The organism is Gammaproteobacteria bacterium (assembly GCA_019748175.1).
In the GTDB taxonomy this organism is placed as follows: Bacteria; Pseudomonadota; Gammaproteobacteria; order JAIEPX01; family JAIEPX01; genus JAIEPX01.
Window position 1 is genome coordinate 201,631 of sequence record JAIEPX010000002.1, and the last position, 14,910, is coordinate 216,540.

At 37.6% G+C, this 14,910-nt stretch carries 20 protein-coding genes; 8 read left to right on the forward strand and 12 right to left on the reverse strand.

Going from position 1 to position 14,910, the window contains the following annotated elements; translation table 11 throughout:
* Positions 1 to 143: 143 nt before the first annotated feature.
* The gene (murB, locus tag K2X50_01100) at positions 144 to 1,163 is read right to left on the reverse strand and encodes a UDP-N-acetylmuramate dehydrogenase (protein ID MBX9585830.1); all 1,020 of its coding nucleotides are present in this window, start codon (positions 1,161 to 1,163) and stop codon (positions 144 to 146) included.
* Positions 1,164 to 1,322: 159 nt separating this feature from the next.
* Between murB and K2X50_01105 the strand changes: the two genes are divergently transcribed.
* From K2X50_01105 to K2X50_01120, 4 genes are all read left to right on the forward strand, one after another.
* The gene (locus K2X50_01105; protein ID MBX9585831.1) at positions 1,323 to 1,583 is read left to right on the forward strand and encodes a DUF615 domain-containing protein; all 261 of its coding nucleotides are present in this window, start codon (positions 1,323 to 1,325) and stop codon (positions 1,581 to 1,583) included.
* Positions 1,580 to 2,785, forward strand: coding sequence for a hypothetical protein (locus K2X50_01110; protein MBX9585832.1), 1,206 nt, complete (start codon positions 1,580 to 1,582; stop codon positions 2,783 to 2,785). Before K2X50_01105 ends, K2X50_01110 begins: the two co-directional genes overlap by 4 nt.
* 362 nt (positions 2,786 to 3,147) lie before the next feature.
* Positions 3,148 to 3,456: a hypothetical protein gene (locus K2X50_01115; GenBank protein MBX9585833.1), complete on the forward strand. Its 309-nt coding sequence runs from the start codon at positions 3,148 to 3,150 to the stop codon at positions 3,454 to 3,456.
* Positions 3,446 to 3,844 carry a hypothetical protein gene (locus K2X50_01120; protein ID MBX9585834.1) on the forward strand — a complete coding sequence of 133 codons (399 nt, stop codon included), beginning with the start codon at positions 3,446 to 3,448 and terminating at the stop codon, positions 3,842 to 3,844. The genes K2X50_01115 and K2X50_01120 overlap by 11 nt, the downstream gene beginning before the upstream one ends.
* A gap of 196 nt (positions 3,845 to 4,040) precedes the next feature.
* Here K2X50_01120 and K2X50_01125 read toward each other — a convergent pair whose 3' ends face one another.
* The 3 genes from K2X50_01125 to K2X50_01135 all read right to left on the reverse strand — a co-directional run bounded on the left by K2X50_01125 (position 4,041) and on the right by K2X50_01135 (position 6,518).
* On the reverse strand, positions 4,041 to 4,715 hold the full coding sequence (locus tag K2X50_01125; GenBank protein ID MBX9585835.1) for a hypothetical protein: 675 nt from the start codon (positions 4,713 to 4,715) through the stop codon (positions 4,041 to 4,043).
* Positions 4,678 to 5,313 carry a helix-turn-helix domain-containing protein gene (locus K2X50_01130; GenBank protein MBX9585836.1) on the reverse strand — a complete coding sequence of 212 codons (636 nt, stop codon included), beginning with the start codon at positions 5,311 to 5,313 and terminating at the stop codon, positions 4,678 to 4,680. The genes K2X50_01125 and K2X50_01130 overlap by 38 nt, the downstream gene beginning before the upstream one ends.
* Before the next feature lie 131 nt (positions 5,314 to 5,444).
* Entirely contained in the window at positions 5,445 to 6,518 is a 1,074-nt protein-coding gene (locus K2X50_01135) for a hypothetical protein (GenBank protein MBX9585837.1), read from the reverse strand.
* A 276-nt stretch (positions 6,519 to 6,794) separates the two neighbouring features.
* On the opposite strand from K2X50_01135, the gene K2X50_01140 reads away from it, so the two are divergent.
* The 3 genes from K2X50_01140 to K2X50_01150 all read left to right on the forward strand — a co-directional run bounded on the left by K2X50_01140 (position 6,795) and on the right by K2X50_01150 (position 8,270).
* Positions 6,795 to 7,190, forward strand: coding sequence for an MbcA/ParS/Xre antitoxin family protein (locus tag K2X50_01140; GenBank protein MBX9585838.1), 396 nt, complete (start codon positions 6,795 to 6,797; stop codon positions 7,188 to 7,190).
* Positions 7,191 to 7,198: 8 nt separating this feature from the next.
* Complete coding sequence (locus tag K2X50_01145) at positions 7,199 to 7,891, forward strand: RES family NAD+ phosphorylase (protein ID MBX9585839.1); 693 nt, start codon at positions 7,199 to 7,201, stop codon at positions 7,889 to 7,891.
* A gap of 181 nt (positions 7,892 to 8,072) precedes the next feature.
* Positions 8,073 to 8,270 (forward strand): hypothetical protein, encoded by a 198-nt coding sequence (locus K2X50_01150; GenBank protein MBX9585840.1) that lies wholly within the window; start codon positions 8,073 to 8,075, stop codon positions 8,268 to 8,270.
* A gap of 308 nt (positions 8,271 to 8,578) precedes the next feature.
* Here the strand turns inward: K2X50_01150 and K2X50_01155 are convergent, their stop codons facing one another.
* The 3 genes from K2X50_01155 to K2X50_01165 form a co-directional block, all read right to left on the reverse strand.
* Positions 8,579 to 8,872: a DUF3892 domain-containing protein gene (locus tag K2X50_01155; GenBank protein MBX9585841.1), complete on the reverse strand. Its 294-nt coding sequence runs from the start codon at positions 8,870 to 8,872 to the stop codon at positions 8,579 to 8,581.
* A 377-nt stretch (positions 8,873 to 9,249) separates the two neighbouring features.
* On the reverse strand, positions 9,250 to 9,699 hold the full coding sequence (locus K2X50_01160) for a hypothetical protein (protein MBX9585842.1): 450 nt from the start codon (positions 9,697 to 9,699) through the stop codon (positions 9,250 to 9,252).
* 17 nt (positions 9,700 to 9,716) lie between these two features.
* Positions 9,717 to 9,872, reverse strand: coding sequence for a hypothetical protein (locus tag K2X50_01165; protein MBX9585843.1), 156 nt, complete (start codon positions 9,870 to 9,872; stop codon positions 9,717 to 9,719).
* A 262-nt stretch (positions 9,873 to 10,134) separates the two neighbouring features.
* Here K2X50_01165 and K2X50_01170 point away from each other — a divergent pair, with 262 nt between their 5' ends.
* Entirely contained in the window at positions 10,135 to 10,383 is a 249-nt protein-coding gene (locus K2X50_01170) for a helix-turn-helix domain-containing protein (GenBank protein ID MBX9585844.1), read from the forward strand.
* A 102-nt stretch (positions 10,384 to 10,485) separates the two neighbouring features.
* On the opposite strand, the gene K2X50_01175 is transcribed toward K2X50_01170, so the two are convergent.
* From K2X50_01175 to K2X50_01195, 5 genes are all read right to left on the reverse strand, one after another.
* Entirely contained in the window at positions 10,486 to 11,622 is a 1,137-nt protein-coding gene (locus K2X50_01175) for an ABC transporter permease (protein ID MBX9585845.1), read from the reverse strand.
* Positions 11,623 to 11,624: 2 nt separating this feature from the next.
* The gene (locus K2X50_01180) at positions 11,625 to 12,545 is read right to left on the reverse strand and encodes an ABC transporter ATP-binding protein (protein ID MBX9585846.1); all 921 of its coding nucleotides are present in this window, start codon (positions 12,543 to 12,545) and stop codon (positions 11,625 to 11,627) included.
* Entirely contained in the window at positions 12,542 to 13,516 is a 975-nt protein-coding gene (locus tag K2X50_01185) for an HlyD family efflux transporter periplasmic adaptor subunit (GenBank protein MBX9585847.1), read from the reverse strand. The genes K2X50_01180 and K2X50_01185 overlap by 4 nt, the downstream gene beginning before the upstream one ends.
* 388 nt (positions 13,517 to 13,904) lie before the next feature.
* A complete protein-coding gene (locus K2X50_01190; protein MBX9585848.1) occupies positions 13,905 to 14,342 on the reverse strand; it encodes a hypothetical protein in 438 nt (145 codons plus the stop codon).
* 47 nt (positions 14,343 to 14,389) lie between these two features.
* Positions 14,390 to 14,857 (reverse strand): DUF2269 domain-containing protein, encoded by a 468-nt coding sequence (locus tag K2X50_01195; protein ID MBX9585849.1) that lies wholly within the window; start codon positions 14,855 to 14,857, stop codon positions 14,390 to 14,392.
* Positions 14,858 to 14,910 lie beyond the last annotated feature (53 nt).

Consider the following 14,910-nt stretch of genomic DNA (forward strand, 5'->3'; position numbering starts at 1 on the left):
TGTTTTAGTCACTCAATGCCCTCTATTAATTGTTGTTGATTTTTAAACCGGGAGATGCTTCCTTTTATATAATTAGGGGAGAGAATCACGATTCTCTCCCCTAAAACCCCTCATCGCGAAAGGAATGCTGGGAATTGCTATAACTATAGAATACACACTTCCGGGGTTAATTCTATTGAGAATTTATTTTTGACATCCGCTTGAATTGCTTTCGCTAAATTACAAATATCGTCACCTGAGCCATGATCATAATTAATAATAACCAAGGCTTGATTTTCATGAACGCCAACACGACCGGAGCGTTTACCCCGCCATCCACATTGCTCGATTAACCATGCTGCTGGAATTTTTTTCATATTATTTTTTTCAGGATAATATTTAATGTCAGGATGTTTATTGAGTAGTGATTCGAAAAGTTCTTGAGTAATAATGGGGTTTTTGAAAAAGCTCCCTGCATTGGGCAACTGAGAGGGATCTGGTAATTTACTTCGTCGAATCTTGATCACGGCTTCACTGATTGTTTTAATAGAAGGTGTTGTGACTCCCATTTCATTAAGCACATCACGAATTTGGCCGTAATCCAAATGAAATTGGGGTTTTTTGTTGAGACGTAGCGTAACGTCGGTAATGTAAAATTGATTGGCGCATTCTGTTTTAAATAGGCTAAATCGATACCCAAATGCACAATCTGAATGATCAAATCGAGTTGTTTTTCCCGATTTTAGATCAAAGGCTGTTAGCTCAACAAATACTGACTCGAATTCTACGCCGTACGCTCCAATATTTTGAATGGGTGCTGCGCCTACAGTTCCAGGAATCAGTGAAAGATTTTCTATTCCAGCATATTCCTGAGCAATGCAAAATTGCACTAACTCGTGCCAGTTTTCTCCGGCACCCACTTTCAACCAAATATGGTCTGATGATTCTTTTGCTAACTCTATGCCTTGAATCCCGTTGAATAGTATGAGGCCAGAAAAATCTCGCTGGAAAAGAGTATTACTGCCAGCGCCTAAGATGAGTAATGGATTATCGTGCCACATAGGTGTTTCTCGCAATGCCGTCAGATCTTTGATGTGCACGACGTTCGCTGCATAGCGGGCTTTAGCATCGGTGGCAAAAGTATGATGGTCTCTTAATGGGACATTATTTTCGATAGTGGGCATATTAGTCGCTAATCCAAGTCCAGGAAATAGCTATTATCATCAAATGGTCTGAGTTTTACAAGCATCTCCCAGTTAAGGATTTCGAGTGTTTTGGTCACATCTGATATTTGTCAATCCTTACAGAACAAAGTAAGATTAGGGTATTGAGAGGAGATTGTTGTGGAACGAGAAAGTAGATCAGCAAAAAAACGTGAGGTGGAGGCACTTCAAAAATTAGCATTGTCAATTGCAAAGCTCTCTGAAAAACAAATTGAGCGACTCAACTTGCCAGAAGAATTATATACTGCAGTAATGACGTACAAGAAATTGAATTCCAATGGCGCTTTACGAAGACAAGCACAATATTTAGGTGTACTAATGCGAGAAGCAGATCCTGATGTAATTCAGGCTCTCATGAAACAATTACAGAATTTTAAATGATGAAATTTTCAAACTCAATTTTTGTTACTTGTCCCAAGGGAATCGAAGGATTATTACTAGAAGAAATTATTCAACTTGGAGCCACTTCCTGTAAGGAAACAGTAGGTGGTGTATTTTGTGAAGTATCACTTGAAAACATGTATCAAATATGTTTGTGGTCACGATTAGCGAATCGTGTATATCTTCCTCTTATTAAAGGCCCTGTCTATAACACCCAAGATTGTTATGATTTATGTTCACGATATGATTGGTCTAAACTTTTTAAGTTAGACAGCACATTGATGATTAGTTTTTCAGGTCGTTCAGATTTTATTCGAAATACTGTTTTCGGTGCGCAATTAATTAAAGACGCAATTGTCGATAATTTAAGAAAAAAATTACAACGTCGTTGTGATATTGATACAAAAAATCCAGACTGTCGTGTGCATGCTCGATTGCATCACGGTGTGCTCTCTTTTTTTTATGATTTAAGTGGGCACAGCCTTCATCAACGAGGCTATCGCAAAAAAGGCGGGGAAGCACCGATTAAAGAAAATCTTGCGTGTGCATTATTGATGCGAGCAGGTTGGCCTGCAATGTCAAAGAATTGTCAGCCGCTCATTGATCCTGTTTGCGGCTCAAGCACATTTTTAATTGAAGCTGCTATGATGGCAACTGATAAGGCACCTGGACTGGATCGATTTGATTATGGATTTCTCAATTGGCAAGGACATGATTCAGAACTATGGAAAAAGCTACAAAAAGAAGCGCTCTCTAGACATGAGCAAGCGATGGAAGAACCAATACCACTATTTTTTGGATTCGATAAAGATCAAGACGTCTTAAAAATTGCCGAACGAAATATTCACGCGGCAGGATTTTCTGGGATGATTCAACTTCAACATAAATTGCTGCATGAATTTGAGCTGCCAACAGAATGCAAAGGAAAAACAGGATTAATTATTGCAAATCCGCCTTACGGAGAAAGATTAGAAGAATCCGCAGACCTCATTCCACTTTATCAAGAATTAGGATCAGCACTTAGTCGGCATGCGCTGGATTGGAAAGCCGCAATTTTTACTTCAGATCCACTGCTTGCCAGATCAATAGGTTTACGGTCACATAAAAGTTATTCATTTTTAAACGGCACAATTCCTTGCAAACTCTATTTATTCGATTTGAATAAATATAATCGATTGAAAGATAATGGCGTCGCGTCTTGAGTTGTGAGGGGTTTTGCCTTTTTGATGGAATTAGTTCGTAAAAGAAACATGGTTTTCATAATCTCAGGATGAAAGTTAGATTATTTAAAAGTCACAAATTTTACCAAAATAATTATTTGCTGTTTAATTATTTAATGTTAAGCATTATTGTGTAATTTTTAGACCGATTTGCGAGAACCTATCACGACTCAAGAGGCGACTTTTTTTAAGTTATTAAGCTAAGTTAACGATTACCTAAAATTAAAATCTCGATCCCATAAATTCTGTCTTCTTCAATGGCTTTACAGGATCTAGCCTTTTCGCGAATTCTGGTTTTATTTACTATAATAGACTATATTCATTTAATTAATGGAGTATTGATAATGAATGATAAAGCGAAGCCCGTTTCTACTGAAAATGAGGTGCAACAACTTGCATTACAGTGGCTTAGCGCCAAATGGCCAGATGAAAATCGAGTATGTGAGATCTGTAACTCAAAGAATTGGAATATTGCGCAAGATTTGGTAACGCCGATCAGGTTTAAAAACGGAACTATATTTCTTGATGGTCCGTCATATCCACAGATAGTGGTAGTTTGTAACAATTGTGGGAATACAAAATATTTCAATGCGATGATTGCCGGTATGATTAAAATGAATGATATTGATTCTGGAGAACAGAATGTCAAATAGTTCACAGAATAGAGATGAATCATTACACGTAGGGAATTCTGATGGTATATCTGTGAAAATATTAGTAAGAAACATGGAATTTATTAGCGTAAATATTCAAGAGCTAGAAGACATTAAAGACGATATCAGAAATGGAATACGTATAAGTTGGGGATTATGGCTATCTTCAAGTATTTTCTGTCTGCTCGCGGGAAAGATATTAGATGCTTTCTTAACTAAAAAAAATTTCATATTCACAGATTATTTCACAAGCCTTCCTTCAACTATTAAAATAATATTATTTTCGTCATTAATTTCTACATTAATTCTCTCTGCTATGGGGATAAATTTTTCATTGCGATCAAATAGAATTGATCGCATAGTTAACCAGGCAAAAGATCAGTCATAGCGATGAGAAATAAAGAGAAGTATAGTGTGTTGAGTTGTGATAGGTTTTGGCAAATCGGTCTAAAAGATAAATAACAACGTTTAATTGTTTTTGGTCCGCCACGAGACATCTTGAATGTTGGGTGCAAGAGCGCAATAATCAATTAAGATTAGCACGTTTGTCTTGAATAAAGCCTCCGGAAGGAAAAATATCAGTCTTAAAGTTTAGTCATGACAATCTTATTAATGCGTTCCATCACTGTCTGTACTCGTTGTAAAGTAATAGGACCATCACTAATATGTCCAGGCAAAGCCTGCTCAAATTGAGCATCTTTCAAAATATCACTGAAGGTCAATTTCAAATGTGCTTTTAATTCAGCACTTGAAGAAGCTACTTCTTCAGCAATATTAACGCGCCCAGCAATCACTGTGATAATGTCTTCAAAATCATGGCTAGCCAAGAAATCATTATTACCTCTAGTTTGAAATGCTTCTATTTTGGTGGCTAGAAAATAGGGAGCTGCTACAGATTTTATTATTAGATCATCCGAGATCTGGTGGGTAATAGCATACTCCAAAGCTTCTTTATACCAGCGATTACCAAAACCGAGAATTTTTTCCTCAGCAGGCATTACATCTAGAATAATATCGTCATAGTGCCAACGGCAAATAACATCATCCAACATAGACTTTTTAAATCCGACTTTACTCAATTCATTTTCAAATTTGTAGTATTGTCCTAATGATATGACATCGATAATGCAATCCACATCTACTGTAGGACGGACATCAAGGGATAAAGGATCATTAATGAATAATGCTGTGGCACATCCACCTAAATACACAACCTTATTATTAAGCGTGCCTAGTTTTCTTGCCACTAGCTCCAGCATTGCCAGATTGGATGTTGCTCGAAGATGTTTTTTGTTCATAATTTAATCTCTCTTTTAAGAATTTGATGGCCATGTTTCGCTCTCTCGCACGTCCAGAGCGAATGGTATCTATTAACACCAGTAACTCGTAAAAAAACGGGTCAGGATACTGTGTAAGTGAATTTGGAATGGATCGGTAAAGTGGTTCTAATGCCAGTCCCCGATGCTCACCTTCTGCGTAGGGCCATACCGGAATAGGGTCGTTGCCTATCAGGATATGTTTTTCAAATAATGGAGCAGCATAACTGGTTGCTATTCCGCGGGTATATACGCCGAGTTGAACAGGGATAAAATATTTTACTCCTGAAATCAAGCATTCCTCGCAAGCTGCTTTTATTGGCAAAAATATGACTTTATTAATCATGCCCTGTCCTCGATTGACGGGTCCCAATAATCCCGACAATACCAATCGCTTAATACCGGCATTTACTTCCGATGCACTCATACATAGATGGGTTGCGAGTGTATTCTGCGACAATAGGTCATCAGTATTGCCCCCCGATGAGGCCAAATTGGACAGTATTTTCAAAAGTATCACTATATCTTGCGGCTTTAGCATAATTGCCCCCTCTAAGCACTATATAGACATAGTATAGCTCATCTATTCGGAATTCGCAATTCGCGAATCACGAATGATGGGCGGATTGTTGCAAATTTCGTACTAGAAGTAGATTATTGACATGGAAGGGACTAGACCGGTTCTTCAATCAAACGTAAAACTTTATAGGCACCAACGTGATTAAATTCTGTTATTTGAGGGCTTGATTGAAAACTTGATGAACTACCGTGGCATTTGCCTAGCATAGTATCTAAATTGGATACGTAATGATTTGTGATACCAGGCGTGTGTCCATGAATATAGTGTATTGAATAGTCATAAAGTCTTTCTTGTCTGGAAATATCTGTAAGCATTGATGGATCTAAAGTCAATTCTGTATTTCTATTCCATAAAAATAAGCGCAAAGGATCTCTTCCTAACAAGATTGAAACACACGATTCTGCGATGTATTCAGAGATTTTGAGTTGTATGGAATCGATCGAATTCATCAAGTCATGAAGTGAGTTATCGTTATAATCGTTGTTGAAATAATTTACCGCATCCTTGATTAGATGTAAATCACACGGAGCATGTGTTCTGATAAAGATACTTTTGTTCTGGAGATCTGCATCATAGGAAATTAATCTGAGAGTGCTTTTATAGATATTGTCGACAAATGCGGAGACGTCATCGAGAAGACTAAGATCAGGAAAACGCTCGATAAGATTTCTCAGAGCATAGATTGATCCCGATTGAAAAGGCATAATCTCGAATGATTTCCTGTTGAGGAAATCCCCTGATTCATACGCATAAATGAACTCTAAACCATGATTAGAGATATTGATTTCCAATTTAACACGAGCTTCATGTAATCGTTTTAGGAGCAAAAGAGTGAAGTAGTCATTGCTCCCACGATCAGCAAATTCATCACCAATCAAACAAACTTTAATCGTATTATTTACTGAGCTCTTTTTCACAATTGAGCGCATGGCTTTGATGTCTTGAATGGTAATCTCATCAATACTTTTGCAATAAATCTCAACAAACTCAGCGTATTGATTTGGATCAGCTAAGGACAGCACTCCTTCGCGAATTAGAAAATACAGCAACTTCAATGCGTTTCCGTGAAGATCGCCAATCGTAACCGAGCTGACCGCTTCCACCATCTTCGATGGCTCAGGGTGATCTCGCAAATCAACAACTTCTTCAATGAGAACGGGTTGCATAATACACCTTTTATCTAGTGTGAAAACGTATTTCCCATACCATACTGTTCATCTGGAACTTCTGATTACAAATGATATCACATTAAAAGTTTGATTAGGGCCACTTGAGTATTTGATAAGAAAGAGAACGGCGTCGTGTCTTGAGTTTACAGTTAACACGAGTATTTTTTTCTAATTAGCTAAGAGAGAATATGTGCTCAATCGGGAGGCAAGATTAACTTGACTTTGTCTATATTTGAACTATAATTAGCATATAGTACATTTTTGGAGTGCGCCATGCATAGACTAAAAGCCAATATTCAAAAGGAACGCCACAGCTTGTCAGCGCCTGCATTGCGTACTTTTTTTAGGATTGCTGAGGCCTGGGGATTAACAACTGCGCAACAAATGAACTTGCTGGGACTTAGCTCACGATCTACATTTTTTAAGTGGAAAAAAGATCAAGACGGTTTAGTCCAGAAAGACACTTTGGAACGTCTCTCATACATTTTTGGGATTTACAAAGCGCTGCAAATTTTATTACCTAACCCTGCAGCAGCTGATTCGTGGATAAAAAAACCAAACGCTGCGCCACTCTTTCAAAATCAATCAGCGCTGGATCGCATGTTATCAGGTCATGTGAGTGATCTTTATCTTGTAAGACAATATCTCGATGCACAACGTGGGGGTTAAAATTGAGCATTCAGAAAATCAAATTGACACACATTCAATGGGAACCCATTTGGCGGATTATTCCTAGCGTTTATCCAACCATTGATTTATTTGAACGTGTTGCAGATCCAGAAGATTATGAGGCAATTTATGAAATTGAAAATAAGACAAACGATCGACTACGTGACAATAATGGTGATATTAAATTAGTCTCCCCTGAACAAAAAGTCACAGGTCCTGGTAGTTCATACATCATGGCAGCTTTTACTCATCTTAAACCTGAAGGCAGTCGTTTTAGTGATGGATCGTATGGGGTTTTTTATGGCGCCAATGAATATTCAACTGCTATCGCTGAATCGAAATACCACAGAGCAAAATTTCTGAGCGATACTCAACAGGATCCCATTGAGCTTCATATGCGAGTCTTGAAAGCGAAACTTAATGCATACTTACATGATATCAGAGGTCAGCAAAAAAAATATGTTGGCGTCTATGATCTAAATGATTACTCTCAATCAAAACATTTTGCAGGCCAATTACGAAGCAAAGGCGCTTCTGGTATAACTTACAGCAGCACAAGATGCGAAAATCACGGTGAATGCGCAGCAATATTTCATACGAACACTTTATCGAATTGCCGAGAAGATCATCACCTCTTTTATTCTTGGAATGGCAAAGAGATCGTAGATGTATATAAGAAAATATCTATTGAGGATAAATAGGGGCAGGTCTAACTAGTTTTACTCGATATCAATCAGTCTCCAATACCATGAGACCACCAAAAAGAGCTATTTTCAATGTTAGAGCTGGCTTCCTCTCACTCTTAGAAAACTTTGCTATAATGTTTTAGTACATGTTGACTATTTATAAGATGACTTTTTTCTCTTTAAAGGAGGGTTTATCATGATTAGGAAGCGGTATGTCGTTTATCACATTGAATGGTTACGTCTAGGATTTTATGAAAGATACAAGGAAGAGTTTGATGATAAAGAAAATGCAATGAATTACATTGAGAACAATAATCCAATGGGTCAATTTGTTCTTGTAGATTTCGGAGAGTCCAGTAACGAGACGGGGAAAGCAATTTATATCACACCCTAAAGAGTTAGTTTCAATGTTAGATCCGCCCTCATTTTGACCCAATGAACGTGAACACTGATTGAAAGGAGAGTAAGTGATGATCTCTGAAGAATATTAGAAAGTGCTATATCACCAATTTAACTTCAATTATTTGTAACGCAATAGTTCACACAGAGAAAAGAAAGGGGGCATATCTAAGTTTGATGTATTCTCACAGAATCCATCAAACTTAGATATGACCCCTGGTTTTCTCAGGTGTCGGGTCTGTCGTTGGCTATAGAGCAAATTAGGCAACTAGCCAACGGTAGACTCAACATCTCGATCTTTTTTCATAATTGACATTTAGGCAACTGTAAAAGATTGTTAACAAGTATGCCATCAGCTTCTGTTCTGAGATACTCATTACCATTTTCGCTTTTTTGGATAAAAACATTAACATAGTGATCTTTTATTTTTACATGAAATGATAATCTTCCAGTTTTTATTCCATCAATAGCTTGCTGTATTGTAATTACTCGCTTTACACCGCCCATATCTACATAACCAATATTTAATATATGTTCATGGGGATAAGTATGGTGGGGGATTTTATCAACGCATACAATTTCACACCTTGAATTCATTCCTTACTCTCCTCGTTATGTGAATCCGGTAATCAAATTACGACATTCAGTACCATATGCCCTACCTGCTCAATTTTATGAATTCTTAAGCTGATAAGGATAATCTTTACTCAGTCACATTAAGTTTAGTATAGTCTCTGTATAATACAATGTGAGAATGGCGTCGCGTCTTTAGTTGTGATAGGTTTTGCATTTTTGATGAATTTAGTTCGTAAAAGAATCATGCTTTTCATATTATCAGAATGAAAGTTATGTTTTGTAATAGTCAAAATCTTATCAAGATATTATTCTTTAAATGATATTATATATTTTCGTGTAATTTTTAGACTGATTTTTAAAACCTATCACAACTCAAGACGCGACGCTTTAGATTTAGATTAAATGTTCTTAAAGAGCAATATTAAAAAAAATACGGATGCTAATGCTAATAATATGAGTTTTGTGTTGAATAAGAAATTCGTTGGATCGTTCATCCCTTCACGTTCAATAAGTTGTGATTTCTTCGTAACTTTGTTGTTGTCTATTTGATGATCATAATCTTTTGCTAAATCTCGATATGCATTACTCTGGTAAAAGTACTGAGCGGCATCAAAGATAAAAAAGAGCAGTAAAAGAAGTAATATAGTGACTACGTAACAAGAGTAGTACGTGTAACAAGGATTTGATTTTCCAAATATAGATATGCTCCCGAGGCCTAGGGCTAATTGCCTGCAGGTACTAGAAAGTATTGTGGTATCGCGTCGAAAAATCATCCAGTAATTGTCTTTTACGTATTGGTATAAGTCTTCTTTCAATTTGTCTTTGTTGTCCTTATCTTTATTGCTCATTGTATACGCTCTCCTTTTCATTGGGCTTTGAATGCTTGGCCACCACCGCCGCCAGGTTTCTTAGCCGGTTTTTTACGTACCGGATTGCCGCCTCTGGGCGGTTTTCTAGATGTTTTGCCTTTTTTAGAACTTTTTGCGGTGCCGCTTTTAGGTCCCTTCTTTCCTGACGCCATAGTGTCTTCCTTGAAAATATGAGATTGATATGAATTACGATTATATCTGGTGCTAAAAGCACATGCAATGATTGTCTAATTAACATATTAGATAGTTTAGAAATAAAGTAAATCGTCGTTTTGGAGGCGTGAGAGCTTTCGTCATTTTTGATAATTAATAGAAATTATGTTTGTAAGCACATAAAATTATATTATGCTTGTATCGATATAAATCGAATTTATGTCTTTACTGATATTAAGTCTATATATAAGGATCACTTCTATGGAACAGCTGGTAACAACTTCAGAGGCGCTTGGCCATGCTTTGAAACGAGCTCGTAGGCTAAGAGGTCTAAATCAAACAGACGCAGGGCAGCCTTTCAACCTCTCTCAAAGAACTGTATCGACGCTTGAGCAGGGGGCGCCAGGGACACGGCTCGAGACGTTATTCAGGATGCTTGCTGCTCTAGATCTCGAAATAGTGGTTTGCACAAAACCCCCGCGTGACAATCTCAGTAATGAGAATTGGTGATAAGAAGATCAATAAAACTCATTGCGTACTGATTAAAGATGGTGTTAGAGTAAAAGTGAAAGGTGAGTTTGACTAAAAATAACATGAGACAATATCGCCCGCTTAATCAAGAGTGCGTCTAAATCTTCTCATGCCCATTAATATAATAACTACTGTGAATAGCATGATATCGACAATTTGAGGCCAGATTAATAGGAAAGAATTTCCCTTTAAAATAATTCCACGAACAATAATTAAATAATGTGTGAGAGGTAATGCTGAAGAAATCCATTGTATTATATAAGGCATTCCTGCAACAGGAAACATAAAGCCGGATAATAATATTGACGGTAAAAAGAAAAAGATATTCATTTGCACAGCTTGAAGTTGATTAGTGGCAAAAGTGGATATTGTAATACCAACGGATAAATTTGCTGAAATAAAAGGGAGTGTGGCTATCAGCAATAAAGGCAAGCTGCCTTCAAAAGGAATCTTAAAAATGGTATGAGAGGCTATAATAATCAGCAGCATTTGGATATAGCCTACAATAATATAGGGAAAAACCTTGCCGGCCATCACTTCCAATGGTGTCACGGGTGTAGAGAGTAAATTTTCATAGGTACCTTTTTCGCGTTCTAGAGTGATAGCGAGCGCAGTGATCATAACTAATGTCATTGTGAGCACCACTCCCATTAAAGCGGGAACGATATTATATTGAGTAATTGCTTCGGGATTATATTTGGCATGAATAATGACATTCGCAGGTGCATTATTAGTCAATAAATAAGAGAGACCATGTTGTAGATCATAATTGAAAACATTTCGAGTCAAATTACTGATAGAAGTAACTGCATTAACTGAGGCGATTGGATCAGTCGCATCAACTGTAATAAGTATTTCAGGTTGATTTCCCCTCACTAGATCTCGTGAGAAATTGGGGGGAAATTGTACGACGAAATTAACGTCTCCACGAGCTAACATTTCATCGCTCTTTTTTTCAGATGCATTATTATCAATTACATAAAAGTATTCAGAATTTTGCATCGCTGCTACAAAAGTGCGGGTGAAAGGACTAATATCTCCATTCACGACAGCAGTGGGTAAGTGTTTTGGATTTGTATTGATCGCAAAACCAAAAAGGGTTAGTTGTATAATTGGGATGCCAATCAACATTGCAAAAGTTACACGGTCTCTGCGCATTTGTGTGAACTCTTTATAGAACATCGCAACAAATCTTGGCCAGTAGAAAATATTATTCATCTTTAGTCCCCATAGGTTTGAGGTGTGAATTTAATGAATATATCTTCAATCGTCGGTGTAACTTGCGTCCATGTATAAGGCGGGTGATCGTATTTTTTGAGTATATGTTTTATAGATTCGATTTTAGTCGTTCCTACATGGATTGATTGACCAAAATTTGTCACTTGATCAATAAATTCTTCTTTTCTCAGTTTATCTGCGAGCTCATCTAAGTCCGGGCCTTGTACTTGCCAGGTTTTGAGCTGGGATTCTTCAATAATTTGGTCAATTGTTCCATGAGTTAGTACTTGACCTTTTGAAATATACGCAAGACGATGGCAACGTGCGGCTTCATCCATATAATGTGTACTGACTAAGGTTGTTATACCCTTTTGAGAAAGACGGTGAATTTCATCCCAGAATTCTCTTCTCGCTTTAGGATCAACTCCGGCAGTAGGTTCATCTAATAAAAGAAGTTTGGGTTGATGTAATACTGCTGCTGCGAGTGAAAGTCGTTGTTTCCATCCACCTGATAGAGTACCTGCTAATCGATCTTTTTGAGTATTCGGCAAGCCGAAAAATTCTAGCGCTTCTTGAATTTTTTTTTCACGATCACCTAAGTTGTACATGCGAGCAATAAATTCGAAATTTTCATAAATTGATAGTTCTTCGTAAAGACTGAATTTTTGTGTCATATATCCAATTTGTGATTTAATTTCTCTGGCTTGAGTAATGATATCGTAACCAAGACAGGTTCCTGATCCACTGTCCGGTGTTAATAATCCACAAATCATCCTAAAAGTAGTGGTTTTTCCGCCGCCATTGGGGCCTAGAAACCCGAAAATTTCACCTTTTTTTACTTGAAGGGAGACTCCATTCACAGCATTAATGGAGCCAAAACGTTTGTGTAAATCTTTTACGTTTATTGCAAATGAAGTATTCATTTGACGGAGCTCGGCAAGAAAATATCAATCGGTTGTCCAGGATGTGGCCAAGATCTATTTTCAAAAAGAATTTTGGCTTCAACTCGATACACCAGTTTGCTGCGTGCGGAATTACTGTAAATAACGGGAGGAGTATATTCTGATTGTTGAGAAATAAATTTAATCACGCCTTGATACGGAGTTTTACAGCTATCGCAATTGATACTAATTTTTTGATCTAAATGAATGGTTGCTAGCTGATTTTCTGGTACGAAAAATACCGCAATAATATCGCGAGGTAAGAGTAAGGATAAGATAGGACGATTAGCGGGTATTCGTTCACCTACTTTGTAATAAGTGTCGAATACTTCCGCATCATCAACAGCATTTACCGTCTTTTCAGTGAGTGCCCATTTGGCTTTATCATATAGGGCTTGTGTAGATGAAAGAGTTGCTTCTGCTGCTTTAATAGCATCGGTTCGTGCAGGTAATTTTGCTGTGCTTAAGTTAGCTTCCATTTGTTTTAGTTGAGCATGGGCTACGGCGAGATTTTGCACAGTCTGATCATATCGTTCACGATCAATAGCAGATTTTTCGACGAGAATTTTATAACGTTGTTGTTCTATGCTCAGATAGATTATTCTGGCCTTCACTTCTTTTATTTGAGACTCAATGGCTTCAATTTCAGGAGGACGTTTTCCGTAAAGAAGATCTTTAAGGTTTGCTTTCGCTTGGTTTATTATGGCTGTTGCTGAATTTAATTCAGCCGATTCAGGTAATGACTCGAGTGAAAATAGCAGATCGCCTTTTTTGACTTGCATTCCACGTCCGACGTTCAATTGATCTAGGCGTCCATCAGTAGGCGATGATAGGTAGGTGAGTTGCCCTTCAACATATCCATTGAGTTGGTTGTCATTCCAATTACAGCTCGAAAGAAGCACTAGGCAAACAAGCGCCCATACACATTTTGAGAAATTCCATGCTCTCATCACTTTCTCTCTCTTCCTCGAGTCTGCTTCAATAGTACTCCTACACTGAAATTATAGCGTTTTCTCAAGGAATAGCCATTGTCCTACGTGAAGAAACATACGCTGATCTGGAGTGTACTTACATATCGCCGTATAAATGATAGAGGCATCCTAAAACTGTTCTCCTGTGTCGAGTAGGCGAAGAATCCGGACTTTCTTGGAAGCAAATAAAGCGCAGCGAGGGGGAGCCGAGCGAGCCATTGCCGGAAAGACAGTCGGATTCTCACGCCGACTTTGCGTGTTCTATGAATTAATACGAAACATTAGTGGGAAACGTGAGAAACTAGGAATTCTGTCAGATCTAAAATTGATTTTGCACTAGATATCATGACACCCTCATTAATGGCGTATTTTAAATAATAGAAATAATTAATATACTCAAGAATAGAAGTGATGCTAATACTAATAGAGCTATCTTCGTGATAAATAAAAAATTTGAAAGGCGGTTCATATTTTTTTCTTCTTCAAGTTGAGAAATATCTGTTGCTTCACCTTTTTCAATCTCTGAGTCATATCTTTGAGCAAGTGCTTTAAATCTGAGTGAAGAATTAAGATATTGCGCGCCATCCGCAATAAAAAATAATACGACGATACATATCAGAGCAGCAAACAAATAATTATGATGTCTAATAATATCTAAGTGACCAAAGATTGAAACGCTACCAATACCCAAGGCTAGTTGTCTACAGGTGCTGGATAAAATCGCGGTATCGCGCTGGAAAATCATCCAATATCGTTTGTTTACATACTCGTGTAAAATTTCTTTATTGCTTTTTTTTGAAGATGTCATGCTAAACCCCCATTTGAATTATAGTTTACCCACGAGAGAACGGCTAGTTAAAAGGAAGGCTTATTGGTCATTAGATAAAAAACAATGATAAGGCTGATAAAAGCAGGCCAACCCAGCCAAAACCAACGCCGATAATACTGGTAAAATAGGGGAGGAAGCGGTGTATGAGTCTCATGTGCTTTATTGGCGAGATCTCGCATTCTGATTTGAAAGTAAACGACAGGAAACCAGCATAAGGCAGCAATAAGGTAACCGATGATTGATCCTAAAATCCAAAGAGAGCTTAAAGGGTAACCAGCTATAAATACCATCCAAAGGCCCGTTAAGGCTTGTACGAATCCTGATGACCCTGTAAAGACCCAATCAGCGGCGACGACATAGCGAGTTGTGGCTGAAATGATGGCCACATCTTTTGTTTTATGAGCTAAAAAAAGATTATAGGCTGTGCCAATGCCAGTTCCAAATAAAATGGTTGAGCTAACAACGTGGATAAATTTAAGCCAAAGGTAAAGCATTATCGATCAGACTCCATAGCAAGAAACACGAGTGTAGCAATGATTAACGGAAT

Bases quoted from the DNA above. Each gene is read 5' to 3' on its own strand.
- murB (MBX9585830.1), bottom strand. From the start codon at position 1,163: ATGCCCACTATCGAAAATAATGTCCCATTAAGAGACCATCATACTTTT.
- K2X50_01110 (MBX9585832.1), top strand. From the start codon at position 1,580: ATGATGAAATTTTCAAACTCAATTTTTGTTACTTGTCCCAAGGGAATC.
- K2X50_01115 (MBX9585833.1), top strand. From the start codon at position 3,148: ATGAATGATAAAGCGAAGCCCGTTTCTACTGAAAATGAGGTGCAACAA.
- K2X50_01120 (MBX9585834.1), top strand. From the start codon at position 3,446: ATGTCAAATAGTTCACAGAATAGAGATGAATCATTACACGTAGGGAAT.
- K2X50_01125 (MBX9585835.1), bottom strand. From the start codon at position 4,715: ATGCTGGAGCTAGTGGCAAGAAAACTAGGCACGCTTAATAATAAGGTT.
- K2X50_01130 (MBX9585836.1), bottom strand. From the start codon at position 5,313: ATGCTAAAGCCGCAAGATATAGTGATACTTTTGAAAATACTGTCCAAT.
- K2X50_01135 (MBX9585837.1), bottom strand. From the start codon at position 6,518: ATGCAACCCGTTCTCATTGAAGAAGTTGTTGATTTGCGAGATCACCCT.
- K2X50_01140 (MBX9585838.1), top strand. From the start codon at position 6,795: ATGCATAGACTAAAAGCCAATATTCAAAAGGAACGCCACAGCTTGTCA.
- K2X50_01150 (MBX9585840.1), top strand. From the start codon at position 8,073: ATGATTAGGAAGCGGTATGTCGTTTATCACATTGAATGGTTACGTCTA.
- K2X50_01155 (MBX9585841.1), bottom strand. From the start codon at position 8,872: ATGAATTCAAGGTGTGAAATTGTATGCGTTGATAAAATCCCCCACCAT.
- K2X50_01160 (MBX9585842.1), bottom strand. From the start codon at position 9,699: ATGAGCAATAAAGATAAGGACAACAAAGACAAATTGAAAGAAGACTTA.
- K2X50_01165 (MBX9585843.1), bottom strand. From the start codon at position 9,872: ATGGCGTCAGGAAAGAAGGGACCTAAAAGCGGCACCGCAAAAAGTTCT.
- K2X50_01170 (MBX9585844.1), top strand. From the start codon at position 10,135: ATGGAACAGCTGGTAACAACTTCAGAGGCGCTTGGCCATGCTTTGAAA.
- K2X50_01175 (MBX9585845.1), bottom strand. From the start codon at position 11,622: ATGAATAATATTTTCTACTGGCCAAGATTTGTTGCGATGTTCTATAAA.
- K2X50_01180 (MBX9585846.1), bottom strand. From the start codon at position 12,545: ATGAATACTTCATTTGCAATAAACGTAAAAGATTTACACAAACGTTTT.
- K2X50_01190 (MBX9585848.1), bottom strand. From the start codon at position 14,342: ATGACATCTTCAAAAAAAAGCAATAAAGAAATTTTACACGAGTATGTA.
- K2X50_01195 (MBX9585849.1), bottom strand. From the start codon at position 14,857: ATGCTTTACCTTTGGCTTAAATTTATCCACGTTGTTAGCTCAACCATT.